20 protein-coding genes and 1 tRNA gene are annotated in these 24,886 nt (G+C 38.3%); 6 read left to right on the top strand and 15 right to left on the bottom strand.

Annotation, left to right across the window (positions count from 1 at the left end; translation table 11 throughout):
• Nucleotides 1-9: 9 nt before the first annotated feature.
• Entirely contained in the window at nucleotides 10-3,561 is a 3,552-nt protein-coding gene (locus ACSZOX_RS18550) for a SusC/RagA family TonB-linked outer membrane protein (RefSeq protein ID WP_437921680.1), read from the bottom strand.
• A gap of 227 nt (nucleotides 3,562-3,788) precedes the next feature.
• Here ACSZOX_RS18550 and ACSZOX_RS18545 point away from each other — a divergent pair, with 227 nt between their 5' ends.
• Entirely contained in the window at nucleotides 3,789-4,073 is a 285-nt protein-coding gene (locus tag ACSZOX_RS18545; protein WP_437921679.1) for a hypothetical protein, read from the top strand.
• Here ACSZOX_RS18545 and ACSZOX_RS18540 read toward each other — a convergent pair.
• Complete coding sequence (locus tag ACSZOX_RS18540) at nucleotides 4,070-8,431, bottom strand: translocation/assembly module TamB domain-containing protein (RefSeq protein ID WP_437921678.1); 4,362 nt, start codon at nucleotides 8,429-8,431, stop codon at nucleotides 4,070-4,072. The two genes, ACSZOX_RS18545 and ACSZOX_RS18540, sit on opposite strands and share 4 nt — an antisense overlap.
• Before the next feature lie 65 nt (nucleotides 8,432-8,496).
• Between ACSZOX_RS18540 and tsaD the strand changes: the two genes are divergently transcribed.
• Nucleotides 8,497-9,498, top strand: a complete 1,002-nt coding sequence (gene tsaD, locus ACSZOX_RS18535; RefSeq protein WP_437921677.1) for a tRNA (adenosine(37)-N6)-threonylcarbamoyltransferase complex transferase subunit TsaD — start codon at nucleotides 8,497-8,499, stop codon at nucleotides 9,496-9,498.
• Between the two features lie 6 nt (nucleotides 9,499-9,504).
• Here the strand turns inward: tsaD and ACSZOX_RS18530 are convergent, their stop codons facing one another.
• Complete coding sequence (locus ACSZOX_RS18530; protein ID WP_437921676.1) at nucleotides 9,505-10,362, bottom strand: hypothetical protein; 858 nt, start codon at nucleotides 10,360-10,362, stop codon at nucleotides 9,505-9,507.
• Nucleotides 10,363-10,521: 159 nt separating this feature from the next.
• Here ACSZOX_RS18530 and ACSZOX_RS18525 point away from each other — a divergent pair, with 159 nt between their 5' ends.
• Nucleotides 10,522-11,397, top strand: coding sequence for an energy transducer TonB (locus tag ACSZOX_RS18525; protein ID WP_437921675.1), 876 nt, complete (start codon nucleotides 10,522-10,524; stop codon nucleotides 11,395-11,397).
• Nucleotides 11,398-11,493: 96 nt separating this feature from the next.
• Here the strand turns inward: ACSZOX_RS18525 and ACSZOX_RS18520 are convergent, their stop codons facing one another.
• Nucleotides 11,494-11,889: a hypothetical protein gene (locus ACSZOX_RS18520; protein ID WP_437921674.1), complete on the bottom strand. Its 396-nt coding sequence runs from the start codon at nucleotides 11,887-11,889 to the stop codon at nucleotides 11,494-11,496.
• 176 nt (nucleotides 11,890-12,065) lie between these two features.
• Here ACSZOX_RS18520 and ACSZOX_RS18515 point away from each other — a divergent pair, with 176 nt between their 5' ends.
• Entirely contained in the window at nucleotides 12,066-12,821 is a 756-nt protein-coding gene (locus tag ACSZOX_RS18515) for a copper homeostasis protein CutC (protein WP_437921673.1), read from the top strand.
• Between the two features lie 55 nt (nucleotides 12,822-12,876).
• Here ACSZOX_RS18515 and ACSZOX_RS18510 read toward each other — a convergent pair whose 3' ends face one another.
• Both ACSZOX_RS18510 and ACSZOX_RS18505 read right to left on the bottom strand, forming a co-directional pair.
• Nucleotides 12,877-13,056: a spore protein gene (locus tag ACSZOX_RS18510; protein ID WP_437921672.1), complete on the bottom strand. Its 180-nt coding sequence runs from the start codon at nucleotides 13,054-13,056 to the stop codon at nucleotides 12,877-12,879.
• Between the two features lie 29 nt (nucleotides 13,057-13,085).
• A tRNA-Cys gene (locus tag ACSZOX_RS18505) sits at nucleotides 13,086-13,156 on the bottom strand.
• 251 nt (nucleotides 13,157-13,407) lie between these two features.
• Here ACSZOX_RS18505 and ACSZOX_RS18500 point away from each other — a divergent pair.
• The gene (locus tag ACSZOX_RS18500; protein WP_437921671.1) at nucleotides 13,408-14,040 is read left to right on the top strand and encodes a porin family protein; all 633 of its coding nucleotides are present in this window, start codon (nucleotides 13,408-13,410) and stop codon (nucleotides 14,038-14,040) included.
• Between the two features lie 72 nt (nucleotides 14,041-14,112).
• Here ACSZOX_RS18500 and rpsJ read toward each other — a convergent pair whose 3' ends face one another.
• The 7 genes from rpsJ to fsa all read right to left on the bottom strand — a co-directional run bounded on the left by rpsJ (nucleotide 14,113) and on the right by fsa (nucleotide 21,863).
• Nucleotides 14,113-14,418 carry a 30S ribosomal protein S10 gene (gene rpsJ, locus ACSZOX_RS18495; RefSeq protein ID WP_002993539.1) on the bottom strand — a complete coding sequence of 102 codons (306 nt, stop codon included), beginning with the start codon at nucleotides 14,416-14,418 and terminating at the stop codon, nucleotides 14,113-14,115.
• Between the two features lie 71 nt (nucleotides 14,419-14,489).
• Nucleotides 14,490-16,613, bottom strand: a complete 2,124-nt coding sequence (gene fusA / locus ACSZOX_RS18490) for an elongation factor G (protein WP_437921670.1) — start codon at nucleotides 16,611-16,613, stop codon at nucleotides 14,490-14,492.
• Nucleotides 16,614-16,750: 137 nt separating this feature from the next.
• Entirely contained in the window at nucleotides 16,751-17,218 is a 468-nt protein-coding gene (gene rpsG / locus ACSZOX_RS18485) for a 30S ribosomal protein S7 (protein WP_437921669.1), read from the bottom strand.
• 19 nt (nucleotides 17,219-17,237) lie between these two features.
• On the bottom strand, nucleotides 17,238-17,651 hold the full coding sequence (gene rpsL, locus ACSZOX_RS18480) for a 30S ribosomal protein S12 (protein ID WP_095703446.1): 414 nt from the start codon (nucleotides 17,649-17,651) through the stop codon (nucleotides 17,238-17,240).
• A gap of 311 nt (nucleotides 17,652-17,962) precedes the next feature.
• Nucleotides 17,963-20,092, bottom strand: coding sequence for a ribonuclease R (gene rnr, locus ACSZOX_RS18475; RefSeq protein WP_437921668.1), 2,130 nt, complete (start codon nucleotides 20,090-20,092; stop codon nucleotides 17,963-17,965).
• A 462-nt stretch (nucleotides 20,093-20,554) separates the two neighbouring features.
• A complete protein-coding gene (locus ACSZOX_RS18470; RefSeq protein ID WP_437921667.1) occupies nucleotides 20,555-21,004 on the bottom strand; it encodes a Fur family transcriptional regulator in 450 nt (149 codons plus the stop codon).
• A 199-nt stretch (nucleotides 21,005-21,203) separates the two neighbouring features.
• Entirely contained in the window at nucleotides 21,204-21,863 is a 660-nt protein-coding gene (gene fsa / locus ACSZOX_RS18465; RefSeq protein WP_437921666.1) for a fructose-6-phosphate aldolase, read from the bottom strand.
• A gap of 129 nt (nucleotides 21,864-21,992) precedes the next feature.
• Here fsa and ACSZOX_RS18460 point away from each other — a divergent pair, with 129 nt between their 5' ends.
• Complete coding sequence (locus ACSZOX_RS18460) at nucleotides 21,993-23,213, top strand: MFS transporter (protein ID WP_437921665.1); 1,221 nt, start codon at nucleotides 21,993-21,995, stop codon at nucleotides 23,211-23,213.
• On the opposite strand, the gene ACSZOX_RS18455 is transcribed toward ACSZOX_RS18460, so the two are convergent.
• Both ACSZOX_RS18455 and ACSZOX_RS18450 read right to left on the bottom strand, forming a co-directional pair.
• The gene (locus ACSZOX_RS18455; RefSeq protein ID WP_437921664.1) at nucleotides 23,199-23,642 is read right to left on the bottom strand and encodes an aspartyl protease family protein; all 444 of its coding nucleotides are present in this window, start codon (nucleotides 23,640-23,642) and stop codon (nucleotides 23,199-23,201) included. The genes ACSZOX_RS18460 and ACSZOX_RS18455 overlap by 15 nt on opposite strands.
• Before the next feature lie 120 nt (nucleotides 23,643-23,762).
• Nucleotides 23,763-24,701 carry a malate dehydrogenase gene (locus ACSZOX_RS18450; RefSeq protein ID WP_437921663.1) on the bottom strand — a complete coding sequence of 313 codons (939 nt, stop codon included), beginning with the start codon at nucleotides 24,699-24,701 and terminating at the stop codon, nucleotides 23,763-23,765.
• Nucleotides 24,702-24,886: the final 185 nt, after the last annotated feature.

Here is a 24,886-nt window from a genome sequence, read left to right as displayed (position 1 = left end):
TGCCGTGAGTTAAAATGAAAGATTTATACCTGCTGTAAAAATTCGAGGTTGAGGGTAACTGCCGTAATCATAGCCATAAATTAGACCTGTATTTGCTCCACCGTGGCTTGAGCTTACTTCAGGATCGTAGCCCTTGTATTTCGTGAAAACGTAGGCATTTTGCACGGTAACATAAGCACGAAGACGGCTGACTTTTAGTTTATCGGTCAGATCTTTCGGTAGCGAATACCCCAGAGTGATATTACGAAGACGGAAGAATGAACCATCTTGCACAAAACGATCTGATATTGCCCCATTATCTAAACTCCCAGGAGTAGGGCGTGGCATATCCGATTTATCACCTGGTTCGCGCCAGCGGTCTACCCAATCCACAAAACCATTAGAACTCGCATTGTATCCTTCTAATCCTGATGCTAAATTATAATTGAATAGATCATTGCCATAGGAGAACTGCCCCATGATACTTAGATCGAAGTTCTTGTATTGGAATGTGTTGGTGATACCTCCGAAGAAATCTGGATTGGGGTCTCCAATAATCTGGCGATCTTCTTCATCGGTAGGAGTTACAGCATCACCATCTTTCCCTAAATAATCTATTACACCAGTTTGCTGATTTACACCGATCATTTTCCAACCAAAAAATGTACCTAGTGGCAACCCTTCCTGTGCAATATTTAGATTACCTACGCCACCTACTATACGATCACCGTTAGGTAATGAAAGTACCTTGTTCCTATTGAAGGTCATGTTTAATGATGTTGTCCATTTGAATGCACCAACCAAATTTTGTGTGGTTAACTCAAATTCGAAACCTTTGTTCTCGATATCTCCAGAGTTTGTAAATCGACTGGTGTATCCAGAATTCGTAAGAACAGGCACGCTTAATAACAAATCGGATGTCTTTTTATGATAATAATCTGCGAGAATAGAAATTCGGTTTCCGAAAAGGCCTAAATCAAAACCAATATCCGTTTGCCTAGTCGTTTCCCATTTTAAATTTTTATCCCCCAATACAGATGGGACAAATCCAGCCGAACCTAGATAATTATTGCTTCCAGCATAGAGGGAATAACTCGCATAATTTCCTATATTTTGGTTACCTGTTATTCCCCAGCTACCGCGCAATTTAAGATTATTGATGAACGAGCCTTTCATAAAATCTTCTTCTGAAATTCGCCAGGCTGCTGCTACAGAAGGAAAGGTTGCCCATCGATTGTCGGGGCCAAACCGCGAGGATCCGTCAGAGCGTAAATTCGCCGTGATGATATATTTCTTTTTGAAATCGTAATTCACACGAGCAAATCCAGATGCGATAGCCCATTCCTCAGGATAGGAGTCTCCTCCAGTGACTACACCTCCTGCATTTAGATATTTAATGTCATTCGAAGGAAAGTTCGTTCGTTGAGCATGAACAAACTCTAAACGAGATTCCTGTACAGAGAATCCCCCAAGTACATTGATATGGTGATCTCCAAAATTCTTGTCAAAAGTTAACGTTGTCTCGTTGATCCAGAGTTGATCTCTTGTATTTCTACGGGCACCAATTCCTCCTTGGCTGGCGAAAGATCGGATACCATTGGGAGGCATGAAAAAGGTCTCGTCGATAAAACTCACGTCCGTACCGAAGCTTGTCTTTAATGTCAGGGAGGGGATAAACTGGTATTCCGCACTTACGTTGGCCAATATACGCCAAGTTTGTGCATTATTGACAGGTAACTCCAACATAGCAACAGGGTTTTCTCGTGTTAAACTTACTTGGTCATATGCGTAATTGCCATTATTGTCGTAAACGGTGACATTCGGAGGAGTAAAAATTCCTGTTTTTGTAGCCCCTTCTTTTGAATTTTCCTCCTGTACGCGATCGTTTTCTGCGCGGGTTAAGTTGATGGCGGTAGAGAAGCGAAGTTTTTCGCTATGTTGGTGGTTCAGATTAATACGTCCACTTAGTCGATTGAAATCGGAATTCCTTAATATACCACCTTGCCGCATGTAACCAATAGAGGTATAGTATTGAGTCTTGTCGCTGCCTCCACTGGCCGATAGTTCGTAACTTCTTGTCGCTGCCTTACGAAAAATAGCATCTTGCCAATCTGTATCGACATTAGCATTTGATAAAATTTGATCCGGAATGGTTGCATCTGGATCCGTTTGCTGTAACCAATAGTAATAATCTTTCATATAGTCTTGGTACTGCGCGGTATTCATCATCTTATACTTACGCTCAGAAGGCATTTCCGAGTACCCTTCGTACATATTGAAGTTGAACTGGCTCGTTCCAGCATCTCCTTTCTTGGTGGTTATCAATACAACACCATTTGCGGCTCTGGAACCATAGATGGACGAGGATGCAGCATCTTTGAGTATTTCAACAGATTGTACGTCTGCGGGATTCAAAGAGGCTAACACATTTATACCTTGTGTTCCTCCTCCGAAATTAAAATTAGACCCACCCGTAAAATTAGTTGTGCTATTTACCGGAATTCCATCGATAACGTATAGAGGATCCGAACTGGCGTTGATGGAAGTCGTTCCCCGTACCCGTATGTTTAATCCCCCACCGGGAGAACCTGATTTTTGAGTGACTTGAACACCACCAGCCTTTCCCTGAATAGCCTGTGGAATACTTGGTAATACTTCATTTTCGATTTGATCTGAGCCGATACTGGAAACCGAACTCGCTAATGTTGCTCGTTCCATCGTTCCATAGCCCACTGCAACAACCTCTACTGACTGTATGGTCTTGGTCTCTTGTATCATCGCTACTTCAACATTCTTCCTATTGTTGATAGCTTCTTCATGCTCTTTATAGCCGACAGCACTAAAAATAAGTGTAGACGTATCTCCAGCGGCGATACTGAATTTTCCTTGATCATTTGTGGCTGCTGTAATTGCTTGACCTTTTACAGATACAGTAGCACCAGCGACAGGACCATTTGCATCTTTTACGGTTCCTTGTATAAGATTTTGGTTAGGTTGTGCGACTTGTGTTGAGTCGGTCTTTCCTGTAGTTATTGCGGTTACATTTGCCTGTGTCGAGTCCGTTGCCGTTTTTGTTGGTATGTTCGAATTCGCTGATGTAGAGTCTGTTTTTACAGAATCTGCCGAGTTAGTAGCTACAGATGTTGAATCCTTTTGAATCGAGTCAGGAGGTGCAACTTTTAATACGACGTGAATTTCACTGCGATTGTTTACAGGCTCTTCATGTCTTGAAAAATCAGTTTTGTTGAAAATAAGCGTAGCGTCTGGCTTTGCTTTAAGTTCATATGAGCCTTGGTCATCGCTAACGACATTACTTGATTCACCTTTTACAGTGATAATAGCGCCTTGCATGGGTATCCCTTTTTCATCTTTTACTGAACCTTTTATTACATTCAGTGAGTCTTGTAAAGAAATATTCCCGGACCAATAATCATGCAAATTTTTTTTCTGGTCTAAACTTGCTAGTGGTAGAAAAAAAGCATTGTGCTGTGGAACTTTGTTCGATTCGGCATTGTTTGGTGTGGAAAATGTAGGAGTAGGACCGAATAATAAGAGTGGAATAGCGTAAATAGAATGTTTCATCCGTAACGTTGAGTTTTTAAATTTTAAGTACCATTATCTGCAGTTCTAACAAAAAAATCTGGCCCGTCGTTCATCTAATTGATTATAATATTTTTGTTACAAACTATGAATCTAACGTTATCTTTACAAAGAATAGTATGCTATTTCAATAAAAAAAGTATATTAAATTGTTTTTTTTCGTTTAAAGATTTATTCTGGACCGATAAATAAAATAAATTAAGTGAAACATGGTATATGAAGATTTTATTCACTCGATAGAGAGTGACAGTATTCCCTCAGGATTAAGTATTCAGCTGCAGGCACTGTGGTATGAGGCCAAAGGTGAATGGGAAAAGGGGCATGATTTGATCGATCATCTCACAGATAGTACTTCTGCACATGTACATGCCTATCTCCATCGTGTTGAAGGTGATTTGTGGAATGCACGGTACTGGTATAGTAAGGCAAAGAAAACGGAGTTTAAAGGGGATTTAAAGACCGAGTGGGAAGCGTTGGTGAAAATGTTACTCTAAAAGGCTTCTTTTTTTGCGTCTTCTTCTTCTTTCTTTTTTCGCTCATTCCAAATCCAGAGTTTACGCCAAAATTCGGATAAAGAATTAAATTCTTGTCGATATACAAGACCTACAGCACTGATGTAGTCGGAGTATGGGGTGAAAAGGAAATTTCTTGTGTTAAGACGATTGTAGGCTCTTAGTACTAGGTTTCCATCTTGACGTAACCTGAAAGTGACTTCGGCATCAGTTGCTATTTGATCGGAAAATAGAGTGAGATCATTGACCTGGTTTTTACTACGGTCGGTAACTCCTCCTGTAAAAATGAGTCGATCGTCAAAGAAACGCAACGAGGCAGAAGCGTCGTTGAAAGAGCGAATATTCAAATCTAAAAAATTCATGTTGAGCGACTGGGAAATAATACTATTCAATTGGTTGAAAGCAATTTCTGTACCTGCAGAAAGGAGTGTGTTATTCACCTCTCTTCCGAATTCTTGCGTAGACGCCGGCGTGAAACTTCTACGTACAATCAGACTAATTGCTTGTTGATTTACATTATTTCCATCGCTTAGATAACCTTGAAGTTCGTCTTTCACGTAGGGGTCTTGTGGGAAATTCAAATCAAAAGAAACTTCTGGTTGTGATAAAGTTCCTTTTAGAATCATATCGGCTTGTGCTAATATACGATCGTTATTTTCCGTTCGTCCAGCAGCATTATAGAGAGGTGCAATTGACGTACGTTGCTGATACGTAGCGCTTAAATTGACTACAGCCTCGGAAGGATTACCCGCCCAACGAATTGTTCCACCTTCTTTTAAATCGAAAAACTTGTTAAAAAAATCTTGTGCTGTGAAATGAAATTTTCCTGAAGTTACGTGGTAATCCCCGAACATTTCAAAGTCACCAAGGTTCGATATTTTTAATGTGATATTACCATTTCCTAGGCTTTTTAACGACCCGATATTGTTTTCAAGATTAATCTCTGCGTCTGATGTCAGCGATAAGTCCATATTCATACTCAGTCCCTTTAACATACTTCTCCGTGTTGATTGTTCATGCTTGCCGGAATCTGGATGTATGAAATAGAAAAAGTCATTTTCGCTAACCTTTAATGAGGTGTTAAAGGGGATATTTATTGTCGTATTGGGATTGGAACGGGCGGTTATATCTATATTTATAGCACTTGTAGGACCATTAAATCTGAAATTTCCAGAAGCGTATGCGGTACCAAAAAATAGGTCATTGTCCTTACGGGTCGTATTTAATATTTGAAAGTTATCCGTATTTATTCGAAAATCTAATGTCGGATCGGTAATCGTATTCAAGTTAATGCTGCCGTTTGTATTAGCTGTAGCATTATTTACATCAGCAAACTTGAAGTTGGATAAGAAGATGCTGTTGTTTCGGATAACCGCTTTCTGATTCGCTAGGTTATATCGGGTTTGTAGATAATTTACGATAAATGATGCTTCCTTTATAGAAGTAGAACCGTTTATAATAGGTCGTTGTATTGTTCCTCCGATCATAACGTCTCCACTGATCTTTCCGTATAGATTCGAAATCAACCCACGTAGAAAAGGGTAGGCGATCCCAAGATCCATATCCTTGATTTTACCTTGGAGTTTAAGTGCATTTTCTTTGTCCGCGAGATCGTATGTTCCCACTAAATCTAGCCCATTACCATCCACGTCCAATAATTTTGATTGTAATTGTAGAAGTGCATTTTCTGGATCAAAATCAGCATTGATGGTTAGATTTCCTATAGGTAGATTGTTGTAGATGATAGGAGTTGTAGAAATATGTGTAGATAGGTTCGGACGGCTAAATATCGAGTTGATTCGGACGTCTCCACTTAAATGTCCTTGTAATTGTATGCCCAGAGGTTTAGTTATCCCCGAAAGGGAGGCTAGGCTGAAGTCTTTAAAACCAATGTCCAAATTGTCATCTGCATTCGATAGTATACCGTTTAGATTAATTTGTTGCTTGTCCCTCGTCAGTAGTAAATTGTTTAGGTAAAATTTGCCTTTTGAAACACGGATATCTGCATTTTGATTTACAGTCCACTGCTCATCGTTTAGCATGATATCAGATCTGTCAAACTTAATATATGCTGGTTGATTGTGTGCAAAATGGATATTCCCGTTAAGATTCAAATAGTTTGCTCGATTCGTCTCCGACAGCCCTATTTTGAAAGTTAAACTATCATTTGCCAGTAAGTTGTTAATCCTGATTTTGTCGATGTAGGCCGAGTCCGAAAAACTAAACCTGTCAGCTGTTACGTCTAAAGAAAAAGCCTTATCGTCCGCATTTTCATTCAAAATGAGATTCGTTATTTTCATCCCCTTGTACGATAAAGTGGGACTAAATGCTTTAAATCTCGCCGTATAATTGTCAGACGAAAATGTTGCTTGTAAATGTGCTCCATCTTCAAGCTGTAGGTGGGGATCGAATAAAGCCGAAATTGGATTAAATGATTTTATATGTATGCTCAGGTCAAAATTTTGCGGATTGTAAGCTTTTTGTTCAATGTTTATGGCTGGCGCATAGCGCATAGCTAACGAACTAAAATATGGGCCTATTGTATTTAGGTCAATTTGTCCGAACATAATTCCATCAACTACATCGGATTTGATTGTTAGTTGCTTCGACTGTTCATTTCCCTGGGATTCAAATGTTAAGTAAGCCATGGAAAACTCCCCACGTGAAGAGTAAAACTGAATATGATCGGAGCTAATATGCCCATTTAAAGTATTCAGCGAATTGCCATTTAAATTTGCCTCAAGGTTAGACTTAAAGACTACAATACTGTCTTTTTGAAAAATATTTAACTTTTTCAGGTTTGCAATTTCAATGTCCGAAGACAATTGATAGGCTGGAAGACCTTCTTGCCAATCAACTTCCCCTTTAAACGAAAGTGAAGCATTTGGGTCATTTATATCTCCCTTAGCGGATAAAATTTGATTGAAAAGATCCGTCTCGAAATTGATTTGTTGATACACATAGTTTTTGAACGAAAAGTTGCGAAATGAGCCCTTCGCCCTTAATTTTAAATCTTCTTTCTGGATACCCTCTCCATCAAATTTTACTTTTATACCAGTGCGCGCAAGGTTTTTAGATTGTAGAAAACTTCCTAGTGAAAAAGCCGAAGTTTCAATTAATCCGGCATATTGTAGATGTGGTCGAATACGAATTTCTGTGTCCGTAAGAAGTCCACCAAGGCCAGTCTGCGCTACCCCGTGAATATTAAATTGGTGGTAATATCCTTTTAATGCACCTCGGTAAGTGATCTGTCCTAAAAGGTGCAGTTGTTTAGGTAACACAAGGGATGTTCGATTGGATAACAAAGGAACTAATAGCTCAACATCCTTTGCTGAAGTTTGTAGCTCATCTACATCGAAGTTAAACAGTGTTTTCTCGATATAGGGGAGCCCGGTAATTCGAAAGTCGCCTTTTAAACTTGTTTTTCTTCCGGTTTCTAAGTGAACTTCTCGCGCCTGTATATCAGAAACTGTTCCGCTTACAGATGCTTGCTGTATCGAAGATTGGAACCGAACATTGGTTACAGCAGGTGCAAAAAACACAATATCCTTGGAATCAATCTTAGCGTTATTTAAAGTGCCTTCTATTTTAACTTTATGAATGAAATCTTTAAAATCAGAGAAGTTGTTGTAGTAAAAAGCAAGATAGTCTCCGAGTTTGGATTGATTGGTTTGCAAATCTAAATGAGCAAATTCCATTTTAGAAGTGGAAACATATGATTCTGCTGAAAGTTTCTTCAAGATGAATCCACTTTGATCTTTAAAGCGTAGACCGTGAATATCTGATCGAACTTCGTTTGCAGTGTGCCGAATATTTTTGAATTGGCCAGAGAGGTCTTTTAAATCAAGGTAGTTAAAATCGACACCCTGTTTCTGTTTTAAAGCACGATGATTTGTTAATTTAAAGTGATTGTCAATTAGCGTGATTTCTTTTAAATCTAGAGCAAGAGACTTTTCTTCCTTATCTTTTTCTTTTTTCTTTGGATTGAAATAATCGATTAAAAAAGTAATGTTGGTGCTATCTTCATATAGCTCATAATGGAAAAATGTTTCCTCCAGTGTGATATGATTAATTTCTAGCTTGTTACTCCATAATTTATATAAGGAAAGGTTCGCTGTCAGACGTTTTGCATTTAGAATAGGTTTTCCATGACGATCATTAATAGAAAAGCCTTTCAATTCTAAGGCATTAAATGGTTTAAAGTAGATGTGCGTAAGAGAGATTTTTGCGTGTAGTTGTTCACTGAGATAGCTTGCTACGCGTTTCGAGACATATGTTTGTACTCCCGAATACTGTAAAGCAAAAATACCTGCCAGCCCAACTAAAGTGATGCTTAGCAAAGTAATGAACGTTATTTTTAGTATTTTTTTGATATTTTTGTACTCTCTTTTTAATTTTTTGCGAAATGGCTATTATCCTCGGTATTGAGTCTTCATGTGACGAAACATCTGCATCTATATGTATAGACGGTGAAATTAAGTCAAATATTATTGCTAGTCAAGCAATTCATGCAAATTACGGTGGAGTTGTGCCGGAGTTAGCTTCTCGAGCGCATCAACAGCATATCATTCCCACCGTAGACCAAGCCATTCTAGATGCAAAAATACATAAAAATGATATTGATGCAGTAGCTTTTACTCGTGGTCCTGGACTTTTAGGTTCATTATTAGTGGGAACGTCATTTGCAAAGTCTTTTGCGCTAGCTCGGCAGATTCCATTGATAGAAGTAAACCATATGCAGGCACATATTCTAGCACATTTTATAGAGGCTCCTTATCCTAAATTTCCCTTTTTGTGTCTTACGGTTTCTGGTGGACATACGCAAATCGTGTTAGTGCACGATTATTTTAATATGGAATTACTTGGACAGACTCTTGACGATGCTGCAGGGGAGGCTTTTGATAAAACAGCAAAGATCCTGAATCTACCATATCCAGGAGGTCCTCTTATAGATCGTTATGCGAAGGAAGGTAACCCAGACGCTTTTAAACTGCCGGAACCTCAAATTCCAGAGTTAAACTTTAGTTTTTCAGGATTGAAAACGGCAATTCTTTATATGGTACAGGCAGAGGAGAAGAAAAATGCTCGTTTTCTGGAAGAAAATATGGCAGATGTTTGCGCTTCTGTACAAAGTCGAATTGTTTCTATCTTACTTAATAAACTTAAAAAAGCAGCTAAGCAGACTGGTGTGAAAGACCTCGCTATTGCTGGAGGTGTATCAGCTAACTCTGGTTTGCGAGACAGTTTATTGCAAATGGGAGAGAGATATAAATGGAATGTGTTTATACCCCAATTTGAATATTGTACAGACAATGCTGCAATGATAGCCATTGCAGGCTATCATAAATATTGCCGTAACGAGTTTGTAGGACAGGATATTACCCCTTTGGCTCGTCTGCACGTCTAGTAAGGCCTAAAAGCTTCCAAAATATGCATACGCTTCATGAGTAATTTTGAAGCGTCCATTTTCTTCTCTATATAGTACAAAATGATCTCCTTCTACCCCCGTGTGTCTAGTTACGAGCTCAATATTTCCGTGGTTGCTAAAAACATACATCAATTGATAATAGTCTAAGCCAAATTCGCCAGCATCATCTACACGCCATGTACTGATTGAGTCAAATGCTGCCTTTTGATTTAGAACAATGTGTTTATCCCCAGATATAAATTCAAGACGTACAGATGCGCTGTCTTGTTGCGGTTTGAATTCCGTAAGAAACAATTGGAAATCATTTCCTTTACCGAGCAATCGTATCCCTGCTACCTCAGTTTGTCCTAGTCCCTTTCTATAATTTTCTATTAATGTTGTTTCGTCTGAAGGATGTTGCCAACTTTTTAATGTTCTTGTTTGTATAAATTTATCATTAGCTATCAATGTATACGCTTCATTTGTTAGCGGTTTTTTCTCCACTTGGTATAGATATCCAGGAGCCTCGACAAAATTTTCTGCAGTTTGCGTTCCATTGTCTTTCTCGTTATCTAATTTATGGGTGATAAAATGTATTGGAGCCCAGTTGTTTCCTCCCGAAAGACAAGATGTAAAATCGGCAGGAGAGTTTACCGTATCCTCATCTGTGAGGATTAAAATTCTGTCTTTTAGTGTGTTGAAATAGGCAAAATAAAAACAGGCTTCTTGTTTGAAAAGTGTATCAGACAGTTGTGTTGATTCGATTTTAGGGCGGTCTCGATTCTCTTTTGTCAACGATTGCTGCTGACAGCTTATCGTTAAAAGAAAAAGTAGAGAAAGTAATATGCAGCTGTTCGAATTCATCTTTCAAAAATATAAAAATTTAATCTTCTGATGAATATGTTTGGATAGCGATATGACTTTTTCGAATGCTGTTTTAAAGAAAATATAAAAAATTTTATGGAATGGTGAGTAAACCCTCATCTTTCATTTAAACAAGAGTAAACCCTAAAATTTTAAGCTATGTGGAATGATAAATTTAATATCTATGAAGGGGAATGGTTGGAAGTCGTGTTCTCTTCTAGGAATCGTATGTATGGTGCATATGATTTAAGACGCTACTCATCGGAAGCGACGAATAAAGCATTGTTCATTGTTATCGGTCTCGTGGCAATTTTTGTGGGGAGTAAGTTTGCTTATGATCGTATGCCTAAGAGTGCAGTGTCAGAGACAGTTTATCAACGAAACGTTCCTATTGAGTTGATCGATTTGATTCCTGAGGAAAAAAAAGAGGAGGAAGTTATACTGCCGAAAGAACAACCTGTTCAGCGTATAGCTTTAGATCCACCCGCACAAGACTTAATTCGTTTTGTAGAGCCTGTGATTACGGATCGATCTCGCGTCACGGAGGATGTGGCGTCCCAAGATGAGTTAAAAGATAAAATGAGTGCCCGTATCTCATTGAAGAAGGTTGATGGAGGCTCGTTTATCGCTAAAGGTGAATTTGGACCTGTCAAACAGCTCGGTAGTATAACAGGGAGTGCTACTGGCGATGAAAATGGTTTGGGAGCGGAGGATTCAGATAAACCCTTTATTGCAGTGGAGGTAATGCCAAATCCTCCAGGCGGAATGGCTGAATTTGTAAAATGGGTTGGTAAAAACTATATCTACCCCGAGGCAGCCCTTACACAAGGTATCAAAGGTAGTGTGATGATATCGTTCGTAGTGGAAAAAGATGGTTCATTAAGCGATATAAAAATCGTCCGGGATCTTGGGTTTGGAACAGGGGAGGAGGCGCTTCGTGTATTGAAAAAGGCAAAAAAATGGAGGCCTGGTGTACAAAATGGGCGACCAGTTCGCGTAGCATACACATTGCCGATAACGTTGAGTACTTTATAGTGCTGTTCTTTGTGTCTTTAACTTAAATTACATTACATATTTGGGAGAAGGTAGTCTGCGGTCTATACAACGACCATAAGGCTATCTCTCCCTAGTTTATAGCGCATAAATGAACTTATTCAACCAAAGTTTGATAATAGCGGAAACTTCATAGCGCTCCTCTTTTGCAAATTTGAACATCACCATCTCTATATTGGCTAGCATGTGTATGTATTCTGGAAAATAGCCTTCTATATCTCGGTAGTCTGATAATATATCAATTAAGTAGCAATGGGTATCATATTCTAAAAATTTCTGTTGATGAAGGTGTGAAGCTTCTATCCACTCCATTTCGGATTGAAACCCTGACAGAATATGCTTGTCACACACTTTTTTGTAATTGTGTCTTGTTTTTGCCAAGTCCTGCCGAACAACTTCTTTTTCCTTGATCAACGTTTCGTAAATACTGGACAGTCTATCCTGAATTTCAAGTTCTTTGGATATTATTGTCATAACGAATTTTTTAAGGTTCTACTTTGCGCTACTAGCCGCGAAGGATATAACATCTATTTCTACGAAAGGTTTTAATAAAAATAAAATAACAGTTTGATTTGTTGGTAGTTATCTTTAAACGATAAAAAAATGAATATTTCGGTACTTATCTTTTGGAAAATTATCAACTTTGGGATATGGTAAGAACAGAGAAAGTTATAAACGGCATTAAACTGGAGATTTGTGCAAACTCGTCCTATTCAGCTTTGCAAGCTCAACTAGGTGGTGCAAGTCGAGTGGAGTTATGCCAAAATTTAGAGAATGGTGGTACGACTCCTTCGCATGCACAAATTGTCCGTACCCGTACTTTGCTTGATATAGGTATTCACGTTTTAATAAGGCCAAGAGGTGGAGATTTCGTCTACAGTAATGACGAATTCGAAGAAATGAAATTGGATGTTTCTTTTTGTAAAGAAGCTGGATGTGATGGCGTTGTAGTTGGTGTCTTAAATCCAGATGGAACTGTTGATCGCGAGAGGAACGCAGCGCTTATCGCCTTAGCTAAGCCCATGACTGTAGTCTTTCACCGTGCCTTTGATAGATGCAGGAATGCCGAAGAAGCATTGGAGGAGATTATAAACTTGGGTTTCGATCGTGTACTCACTTCAGGTCTGAGAAATACAGCAGAAGAAGGTATAGAGCTACTAAAGAGTCTTGTTGAAAAAGCAGCTGGGAGAATTGAAGTCATGCCTGGATCGGGAGTCAATGAAACTAACATTATTCAAATTTTGGAACATACAAAAGCACATGCTATACATAGTTCTGCAAAGATTGCTATAGCTTCTAAAATGGGATTTGAATCGGATCAGCTTGATGGAATGAATGAATCAACAATGCAAACTTCGTTGGAAAAAGTCGGAGATTTGGTTCAGTTATTGAAAGAAATAAGATAAAATAAAAGGAGAACAATATGTTCTCCTTTTATTTTATCTGTGAAATGAAAAACTTTTACTCTGCTGAAGCAGCTAAGTTGTTCAAAATTTCATCGTTTTTAGTTATTTGACTTTTTTTAGGCATTTGGCTTCTTGAACCTAACTCAATGTTACGGCCTAATTTCAAAAACTGTACTTCAACACGTGAAACAGTTTTGTTTCTTCTATCTTTTCTTTTTAAACGTGTAACTCCCATTATGATATCTTTATATTGTCAATAAAACGAGGTCGGAAGCGGATTCGAACCGCTGTAGGAGGTTTTGCAGACCTCAGCCTAGCCACTCGGCCATCCGACCCTTTATCCCCGAAGGGAATGCAAAAATAAAATTTACTTTTGATATTTACAAAGCTTCTGGGAAAAAGATTTTACTTTTTTTTAGAAGACAACTAAAGATCAATATTTCGTTTCGATCTCATTGTTTTTTTTAGTCTTTTTTTTAAATTAAATGATTGTAAATAAATGTGTTGTGTTTCGTGTTTTTGTTTCGAAAATGTTTTGGTCTGAATGTTGCATGATAGAGATAGTTAAAAACAAAAAAATAAGAATATGAAAAAGATTTTACTTTCTTTAGGTGCGGCTTTGTTACTAGCTGCAGGTGCTCAGGCCCAGACGAGCTGGGGTTTGAAAGCTGGAGTCAATTTAGGAAAATATAGTGGCTTAGGATCAGATATAAATGATTTTCAAAAGATGAATCCATCTTTTTATGTAACGGGGTTTGCGGATCTACCAGTAGCACCACAATTCTCTATCCAGCCAGGAGTTTCCTTGCAAGGTAAGGGCAGTAAGTTGAAATATGACATCGAAGGTTTTGACGGTACCAATACGATAAATACAATGTCAATCGAAGTTCCTGTTAATGCTGTATTTTGGATTCCTGCAGGTAGCGGAAATGTCTTCCTTGGTGCAGGTCCATATATTGGTTTTAATGTAAGTGGTAAAGAAAAAAATAAAGGAACGACAGATTACGGAAGCGGTGATATCGAAACTGATATTAATTTCGGTAGTGGAGACGGTGAGATGAAGGTTATTGATGCGGGGGCGAACTTTATGGCTGGCTATAAATTATCTAACGGATTCTTAATAAATGCGGGGTATGGTCTTGGTTTGACCAATATATACAACGGAGGTGATAAAGTTTCCAATCGCGTTTTATCATTCGGTGTTGGTTTCCAATTTTAAGCGAAATAGTTATAACGTAAAAGAGGCCCCGCAAGGAGGCCTCTTTTATTTTTTTTCAGTACTTGAAATCTATCACACTTTGATTTCAACTTCAACACCTGAAGGTAGCTCAAGTTTCATCAATGCGTCAACAGTTTTAGAGTTAGAAGAATAGATATCTAATAATCTCTTGTAAGCACACAATTGAAATTGCTCACGTGCTTTTTTGTTAACGTGTGGTGAACGTAAAACAGTATAGATTTTTTTCTCAGTAGGCAATGGAATAGGACCACTAACAACTGCACCTGTAGGTTTTACAGTTTTTACGATTTTTTCAGCTGATTTGTCAACCAAATTGTAATCGTAAGATTTCAATTTAATTCTGATTCTTTGGCTCATTTTATTTGTTTTTAAGATGACCTCCCATTAGAGCTATTCACAATAGGAGGTCGGTTTATTTTAAATAAGGACTATTCTACTGATCCTTTAACTTTACCTTTAGATTTTGCAATTACTTCTTCAGCAACGTTACGAGGAGCTTCTTCATAGTGATCAAATTCCATAGTTGAAGTTGCACGGCCTGAAGTGATAGTACGTAATTGTGTTACATAACCAAACATCTCAGAAAGAGGTACTAATGCTTTGATTACCTGAGCACCATTACGAGAGTCTAATCCTTGCATTTGACCACGACGACGGTTTAAGTCACCCATTACATCACCCATGTTCTCTTCAGGAGTCAATACTTCTACTTTCATGATAGGCTCCATCAATACAGGAGAACATTTTGGTAATGCTTCACGGTATGCCATTTTCGCTGCCAATTCGAAAGATAATGAATCTGAATCGACTGCGTGGAATGAACCATCAATCAAACGAACTTTCATTCCTGATAGTGGATATCCTGCCAATACACCATTTTTCAATGAGCTTTCGAAACCTTTTTGAACAGATGGAATATATTCTTTAGGAATAGCACCACCCACGATTTCGTTTACGAATTGAAGAGCTGATTTTGAAGTGTCGTAATCCTCATCAATTGGAGATACAACAACTTTGATATCCGCAAATTTACCACGACCACCTGATTGTTTTTTATAAACTTCACGGTGCTCAGAAGTACCTTTGATAGATTCTTTGTAGGCTACTTGAGGGGCTCCTTGATTTACTTCAACCTTAAATTCACGTTTTAAACGATCGATCAAGATCTCTAAGTGGAGCTCACCCATTCCAGAGATAACTGTTTGACCAGTTTCCTCATCAGATTTTACTACGAAAGTAGGGTCCTCTTCAGCTAATTTTCCAAGACCAATACCCAATTTATCAACATCTGCCTGTGTTTTAGGTTCGATAGCCAAACCAATAACTGGCTCAGGGAATACCATTGATTCTAAAACGATAGGTGATTTTTCATCACATAATGTATCACCAGTTTTGATATCCTTGAAACCTACTACCGCACCGATATCACCAGCCTCGATAAAAGGAATAGGGTTTTGCTTATTTGCGTGCATCTGGAAGATACGAGAGATACGTTCTTTATTTCCTGAACGAGTGTTCAATACATAAGAACCTGCCTCAAGCTTACCTGAATATGCGCGAATGAAACACAAACGGCCAACAAATGGATCCGTCGCAATTTTGAAACCTAATGCTGCGAAAGGCTCGTTTACACTTGGTTTACGAAGTAACTCTTCTCCTGAATCAGGGTGTGTACCTTTAACACCTTCTGAATCCAATGGTGAAGGCAATAATTCCATCACAAGATCCAACATAGTTTGTACACCTTTGTTTTTGAAAGACGAACCACAAACCATAGGAACGATAGAGTTATCCAATACAGCAGCACGTAAAGCGTTTAATATCTCACGTTCTGTCAATGAGTTTGGATCTTCAAAGAATTTCTCCATCAATGACTCATCGTACCCTGCAACAGCTTCCAATAATTTCTCACGGTATTCCGCAACTTCATCAAGCATATCTTCAGGAATTGGAACTTCAGTAAAAGTCATTCCTTTGTCATGCTCATTCCAAACGATACCACGGTTGTTAATTAAGTCAACTACACCTGTAAAGGTATCTTCAGCTCCGATAGGTAATTGTAATGCTACAGCTTCAGAACCCAACATATCTTTCACTTGCTTAACAACTTTTAAGAAGTCAGCACCTGAGCGGTCCATTTTATTAACGAAACCGATGCGAGGCACTTTGTAGTTGTCAGCCAAACGCCAGTTAGTCTCTGATTGAGGCTCAACACCATCAACAGCGGAGAACAAGAATACTAGTCCATCAAGTACACGTAAAGAACGGTTTACCTCTACGGTAAAGTCAACGTGTCCTGGAGTATCGATTACGTTGACTTGGTATTTGTTTCCACGGTAGTTCCAGAATACAGTTGTTGCAGCAGAAGTGATCGTGATACCACGCTCAGCTTCTTGCTCCATCCAGTCCATTGTAGAAGCACCTTCGTGTACTTCACCAATTTTATGGTTAACACCTGAGTAGTAAAGAATACGCTCAGTTGTTGTAGTTTTACCAGCATCAATGTGCGCAGCGATACCGATATTTCTAGTGAATTTTAAATCTCTTGCCATAATATATTTATGCAGTTTGCTTTGAAAGCTTGTTTTTGTGCAATATTATTTGAAAAAAATAAATACACCGACTGTAATAAGGCTTGTATCGCTTATTGACAGTCGGTGTCATCATATTTAATTCGTTGTATTCAAAATTAGAATCTGAAGTGTGAGAACGCTTTATTAGCTTCCGCCATTTTATGCGTATCTTCTTTCTTCTTCACAGCAGCACCTTCACCTTTAGAAGCTGAAATGATTTCTCCTGCTAATTTTTCGAACATGTTTTTCTCACCACGTTTACGTGCATAAGAAATTAACCATTTCATCCCTAAAGCAATTTTACGCTCAGGACGAACTTCCATAGGAACTTGGAAGTTGGCACCACCAACACGACGAGATTTAACCTCTACAGCTGGCATAACGTTGTTTAACGCTTTTTTCCAAGCCTCAAGACCACTCTCTTGTGTCTTTTGTTCTACTAATTCTACCGCATCATAAAAAATTGCATATGCTGTTGATTTCTTACCATCAACCATCATGTTATTTACGAAACGTGTTACCTGAGTGTCGTTAAACTTTGGATCAGGTAAAATGATTCTCTTTTTTGGTTTTGACTTTCTCATTTTCTTTTCCTCCGTTTAATTATTTCTTTTTACCTTTTGCAGGAGCCGCTGCCGGTTGTCCTGGTTTAGGGCGTTTTGTTCCGTATTTAGAACGACGTTGGTTACGTCCTGCAACTCCTGATGTATCTAGTGCACCACGGATGATGTGGTAACGCACACCTGGTAAGTCTTTCACACGACCACCACGGATTAATACGATCGAGTGCTCTTGTAAGTTGTGGCCTTCACCTGGGATGTAAGCATTCACCTCTTTACCGTTTGTTAAACGTACACGAGCTACTTTACGCATTGCTGAGTTTGGTTTTTTAGGGGTAGTAGTGTATACACGAGTACACACGCCTCTTCGCTGTGGACATGAGTCCAACGCTGGAGATTTACTCTTATCTTCCAGAGCTACTCTACCTTTTCTAACTAATTGTTGAATAGTAGGCATTTACCTGTTTTTGTTTTTTTAATTTGTTTAAAATTAATTTTTAAGTCCGCAAAGATAAGTAGAATAAATCAGACTGTAAAGGGGTGTGTATTAATTTTTTTTGAAGAATTCTCTCTTTCTCTTATTTTAATAGTTAAGGGTTCTGAATTTTTGTAAAATAAGGTAATATAAAGGAGGTTTGCGGAGGGAGGCAGGCTCTCTTTTTCAGCGGGTAAAATGCTTGATTTTTCGAGAGGTTAACAAGAGGGCAATAGCCGCTAAATATATAGAATCGCATTGATAGTCTTATCGCCGCGATTCTATAGCTATAACTAGGAAAGCAGTGTAAAGTCGATCTGTCTTTTTTCCAGGTCTACTTTTTTTACTTTAATTTGTACTTCATCCCCTAATTGGTATTTCTTTTTTTTTCGTTGTCCGATGATCGCGTAATTCTTTTCGTCCAATGTGTAAAAGTCGTCGGTGATATCGCGAAGGCGAACCATACCCTCACATTTGTTTTCTTCAATTTCTACATACATTCCCCATTCTGTCACACCAGATACAATACCTGTATATTCTGCGCCAATCTGTTCTTGAAGAAATTCCGCCTGTTTGTATTTAATTGATGCGCGTTCAGCTTCTGCAGCCTTTTTTTCCATTTGTGAAGAATGTTCCGACATTTTCTCATAATGTTCAGCGTTCACTTTTTGCCCCCCGTCCAAATAGAATTGCAATAGCCGGTGTACCATCACATCAGGGTAGCGTCGGATAGGCGAGGTGAAGTGGGTATAATAGTCGAAAGCTAATCCATAATGACTGCTGCTCTTTGTTGTGTATATTGCCTTTGCCATAGATCGCACCGCGAGAGAAGTCAACAAATTCTGTTCTTTGCTTCCTTCTATCTTACTCATCAGGGCATTTAGTGATTTAGCGGTTTCTTTGTCACTCTTTATGGATAGTTTGTGACCAAATCTAGAGGCGAATTGTGAAAATGTCGTCAATGTTTCTGGATTCGGTGTGTCGTGAAATCGATATACGAAAGTGAGCTTGTTTTTTCCACGTCCCTGCTTTCCGATAAATTCAGCAACTTTTCTGTTTGCTAACAGCATAAAGTCCTCGATCAACTTATGGGCATCCTTTCGTACCTTTGTATAAACGCCAATAGGTTTTCCCTTGTCGTCTAGGTTGAATTTTACTTCTTCACTTTCAAAACTTATGGCTCCATTTTTAAACTTACGTTCCCGTAACACATAAGCAAGTTCATTCAACTTTAAGATTTCTTCAGCAAACTCGCCCTCTTTGTTTTCGATTATTTCTTGCGCTTCTTCATACGTAAAGCGACGATTAGAATTTATGATCGTTCTGCCAAACCATTGATCCAGTACTGTTGCATTTTCATCCATTTCAAAAACGGCAGAAAAGCAAAGTTTATCTTCATTGGGTCGCAGTGAGCACAATCCATTGGATAGTCTTTCTGGAAGCATAGGTATAACCCTATCTACAAGATAAACGGATGTCGCTCTTTCGTATGCCTCCTTATCTAATGCTGTTTCTGGAATAACATAGTGCGATACGTCTGCTATATGTACGCCAATTTCAAAATTGCCATTCTCCAATTTTTGAAACGAAATCGCATCATCAAAATCTTTAGCATCGAAAGGGTCTATAGTAAATGTCAGAATCTCCCTGAAGTCTCTTCTTTTGCTTATCTCGTCTGAAGAAATTTTATCCGATATTGATTCAGCTTCATGTTCGACTTCTTTTGGAAAGGACAGTGGAAATCCGAAATCCGCGAGGATAGCGTTCATTTCCGTATTGTTTTCTCCTTTCTTGCCCAAAATATTTTTTACTTTACCGATTGGGTTCTTTGCATTTGTGGGCCATTCAATAATACTGACCAAGACTTTTTCACCCTTCTTCGCGCCATTGAGATTGTCCAGTGGAATGAAAATGTCGTGAAGCATTTTTCTGTCATCAGGAAGAAAAAAAGCGTAACCGTTCGTAATATCGATTGTTCCTGTAAAATCGGTTTTTGCCCTTTGTATAATTTCTACAACTTCGCCTTCTTTTTTACGCCCTTTTCCTCGTTCGTAAACGTGAACTTTGACAATGTCATTATGTAGCGCTTGTCGAAGTTTACGGGGAGCAATATAGATGTCGTTTTCAAATTCGTCCTCTGGAACAATATATGCCGAGCCATCAGCAGTCATATCCACTTTTCCTCTTACATACATGTTCAATTGTCGGAGTTTGAATTTTCCTCTTTCAATTTGCCGGAATTTGCCAGATTTTGATTCGTCAGATAAAATGTCAGCAATAGTGATTTTTGAATCCGGATCACCCAAATTTAATTTGGCAGCGATCTGCTTATAGTTTAATGGTGTGTTTTTGGATTTTTCAAATATATCGACAATCAATTGGGTTAATACTTCCTTGTAAGGATTTTCTTTTTTTTGTTTCATACTGTTAAAAATTACTGCCGGCGCTAAAAATTTTTTTTGTAGGATAGGAGAGAGATTTTTGCCCATGACATCTCTTCTTTTGGAAATCCTGTCGCCGAATGTATAATCTAATATACGTAAAAAATGCTCAGGACTATCGCTGATTGGTCGAAATTTATAAATTATTACTTTTTTGTTTATTTTAGCTTATTTATTTAAATGATTAATAGGTTTTTGTGATTGTGTTTTGCTAAATAATTTTAAATAAAACCTTATCTAAGCTAGTTTATCTCTAAATCATTCTTCTTTTTTATGTTTTGCTAAAATATTAATTTAAATAAAAAATTTATTTTATTTAAATTAATGTATTGATAAAGATGTTTATATGTTTATTTTGATAAAATTTTTAAAAGTAAATTAGATACAAAAAAACACCTCCATGTAGTGAAGGTGTCTCTTTTTTAATCTTATTTTGTCTGTTATCTATTCTTTTACCTTTTCGCAATTTTCACATAGACCAACCGCGTTTAACGCGATAGAATGAAGTGTGAAATGAGGAGGAAGATTGATCTTCGGCATACTGACTTCCTGTAAACAATAAACACTATTACATACAGAACATATAAAATGAATATGTTGATCATGATGATGATTCTCTGAACAGTCGGCTGTGCAAATGGCGTATGTTGCTGTACCATTCAAATCAAATATTTTATGAACTATACCCTTTTCTTCAAAGCTCGATAGTATACGATATAGGGTAACTCTATCAATCTCTTTACCTACAATTTTTTCCAAATCAGGTTGTGAAATAGCTGCATCTTTATGCGTTATTTCTTCTAAAACACGCAATCTGTGCGGAGTTATTTTCAGGCCGCTTTGTTTTAATAAGCGACTGAAGTCTCTCGTTTTGTCTGTTGTTACACTTGTCATGGTATAGGTAAAATTACAGAAAATTTGGTAAATATTTGAATATATAGCGTGTGGATAATGGGACTTTTAGTAAAAGGTTTTCCTAGGATAAAGTTTTTTTATCCGTTATTGCTATGGAATGATATCATAAAAAAAACTCCCTACAGCCGAAGAAGTAGGGAGTTCTATTTACGCTAAAAACACTAGCGATTTTTCAATATTATTTACCAGCAGCTTTCGCATGGTCAGCCAAAAATTGTGCTAAACCACTATCAGTTAACGGGTGTTTTAATAGCGATACGATAGCAGAAAGAGGGCCAGTCATTACATCCGCGCCGATCTTTGCACAGCCTAAAATATGCGAGCTATTACGGACTGAAGCTGCTAAGATTTGTGTTTTGAATCCGTAGTTATCATAGATCAAGCGAATCTCTTCGATTAAACCAAGACCATCTACAGAGATGTCATCTAAACGACCGATGAATGGAGAAACGTAGGTAGCTCCAGCTTTCGCTGCTAACAATGCTTGTCCAGAAGAGAATACCAAAGTACAGTTTGTTTTGATACCTTTTTGACTAAAATATTTAATGGCTTTTACACCGTCTTTAATCATAGGAACTTTGACCACAATCTTCGGATTAAGAGCAGCTAATATCTCGCCTTCTTTGATCATGTTTTCGTAGTCTGTTGAGATGACCTCCGCACTTACATCGCCATCAACGATGTCGCAGATAGCTTTATAATGATTGATTACATTTTCTTCGCCGCTGATGCCTTCTTTAGCCATAAGACTAGGATTGGTCGTTACGCCGTCTAAAACTCCTAGGTCTTGCGCTTCTTTGATTTGCGCTAAATTTGCGGTGTCAATAAAAAATTTCATGTTTGATGGGTGATTGATTTATAATAAATTAAAAAAGAAACTAAAACATAATGTTGTTTGTATACGTTACAAAAATAGCTATATTATTTTCAAACTTATTAAGTTTGAGCAAAACATTTTTTATCCCGAATGGATATATTCAGATCACTATCTTATCCGAATTTTAGACTTCATGTTATTGGGCAGGCAATCTCGCTTTTAGGCACCTGGATGCAGCGTGTCGCGATCAGCTGGTTAGTTTATGAGATGACTAATTCTGTATTTTGGCTTGGTTTTGTCCAATTTGTCTCCTTATTGCCTTCATTAATACTTTCTCCATTTATAGGATCTTTTGTCGATAAGCACAAAAAATATAGATTGGTATTTCTGACGCAGATTGGGCTTATGATCCAAGCAGGTGTATTGACATTAGTCGTAGGGCTCCATTGGGAAACTGTTTTTCTCTTATCTTTTTTAGGATTCATTCAAGGGGTTGTCAATGCTTTTGATGTGTTGGGAAGGCAGTCTCTTATGGTTTCATTGGTTGATAATAAAAAAGATCTGCCAAATGCTATTGCACTGAACTCTTCAATTTTCAATGCAGCGCGAATGGTGGGACCTGCCATCGGTGGTGTTTTGCTGACAAATTATGGCGAGTTTGTTTGTTTCGGTATCAATTTTATCAGTTTTATACCGGTGATCCTCTGTTTACTTATGATGCGCGTCCAAGAAGATAGCAACAAGCTGACTACAGTAAGCAATTGGATTGCACTAAAGGAAGGCTTCGCTTATTTAAAACGCTCCCCACATATATCATCATTGATTGTGGTTTTAACGTTTTCGAGTTTACTCGTCATTCCCTACACGTCGTTGTTACCCGCCGTGGCAAAAGATCTTTTTTCGGGGAATGAATCCACTTTTTCCTGGTTTGAAAGTGCAGCGGGATTTGGAGCAATGCTCGGTGCAATTAATATGGCTAGACTCAAGACTGGTCAAAATCTTCGTTATCGTGTTCTTTTTTCTGCACTGATGATGGGTGTTTCGTTATGTTTATTAGCTTTTGCTCATTTTCTACCCACCGCTTTGCTGTTTACCACATTTGTATCTCTCGCTATGATGATGCAAAATTCATCCATAAACACCTATTTGCAAACTCACGCTATGCCGAGTTACCGGGCTAGAGCGATAAGTTACTACGTGATGGCATTTCAAGGTGTGGCACCTATTGGAACGTTGCTGGTCGGCGCGGTAGCCGAATACTATGGTATTAAAATCACCTTGTATATGATGGGGGGCGCCGGGATTTTGATAGCGCTATGTTACTATGTTTATTTGCGCCAACATATACACCGCCGCTTATTTAAATTTTAGTTTACGGTCTCGCAAGGTGAGCATTTTTTTTGTGTAATCAATTTTTGCACCGAAAGGACGTAAAATATCTCCTCCAACAACTCCTATTACACGTGGTAGATTCATTTGTTCATAAGCATAGTTTATCGAACTGAGATCCAAGACAGCAGTTTCAAAGTTTTTTTGTTGCCAGCTGTGTATCTTGAAAAGAGGAATATTCAATACGAAACTTTGCATCGAGTTTGTTCCTAGACCCGTGGAGAGAATATCGGTGTTTTGAAAAGTATCTTCTGAAATGCCAGAATGGAGGAGTGTTTCTTTGTCTAGGACGGTTTTGGAAGCACCTGTGTCTAATACCATTTTAAAAGGTTTATCAAATAGGTAGACATCTAAAAGAAGGTGGTAACCGTCGCCTTGGAGTTCAAGAATTTCTAAAGGAATTTTTTGCATGGCTAAACTTAGATAAATTTAGATTTATAAACAAAGCGGATTATCTATAAATCTAAATTATCAAATTGTAAATCTCGAATAAGATGTATAACACCGAAAAACCTAGGCTAGCGGTGGCGACTAGATGATTTCGCTATCCTTTAAAACCTTATTCATGGCCCGTACGGCATCTGCACTCTTACTAAATGCCTGCTTTTCTTCCTCCGAAAGGTGAAGAGGTACTATCTTTTCCCAACCATTTTTATTGATGATAACGGGTACACCAATGTTAATATCAGATTCATCAAACTCGCCATCGAGAAAAACAGAAGCTGTAAACAGCCGGTTTTGATCATGTACGATACTTTCCGCCATTGCTGCAGCTGCAGCACCAGGAGCATACCAAGCTGACGTTCCGATAAGTGCTGTCAAGGTCGCCCCGCCAACCATTGTCTTCTTCACAATATCTGCTTCTTCCTCTTCAGTTAAAAACTGATGGACAGGAACGCTGTTCCACGTGGCGTGCTTGATAAGTGGAATCATTGTCGTGTCTCCGTGCCCCCCAATTACAATAGCATTTAGATCATTTGCAGATGCATTCAGCTTCTCGGCGATCTGATATTTGAATCGAGCAGAATCCAATGCTCCCCCCATACCAATGATTCTATTTTTAGGTAAACCACTAACTTTTAAAGCTAAGTAGGTCATCGTATCCATAGGGTTAGACACGACTAATATGATAATCTCTGGTGAATATTTAATCAAGTTTTCGACGACCGTTTTCACAATCCCCGCATTAGTCCCTATTAGTTCCTCGCGCGTCATTCCTGGTTTTCTTGGAATACCTGATGTTATTACGGCAACGGCTGATCCAGCCGTAGATAAATAGTCGTTTGTAACCCCTACTATTTTGCTATTAAAGCCTAAAAGTGCCGATGTCTGCATAATATCTTGCGCTTTTCCCTCTGCAACACCTTCTTTAATATCAAGCAATACAATTTCCTCTGCAATGTTTCTTCTTACTAAATTGTCGGCTGTAGTGGCCCCGACTGCGCCTGCTCCAATAACTGTAATTTTCATATTTTCTGGATTTTGTGGTAAGAACTGCGATGTATATAAATATACTAAAAAGTTATAGGATTAACAGGCGGACAAGTAAGATGTTTGTCATTTAATGATAAGAAGTGATGGATAGAATTGTCGTGGTTTATTATACACATAACGCATGAGCAAAGGATGCCCATGCGTTATGGTGTTTATGTAGT

The organism is Sphingobacterium sp. LRF_L2 (assembly GCF_965644235.1).
In the GTDB taxonomy this organism is placed as follows: Bacteria; Bacteroidota; Bacteroidia; order Sphingobacteriales; family Sphingobacteriaceae; genus Sphingobacterium.
The sequence above is the reverse complement of the archived record's forward strand: the minus strand, read 5'-3'. Positions and strand labels throughout refer to the sequence as shown.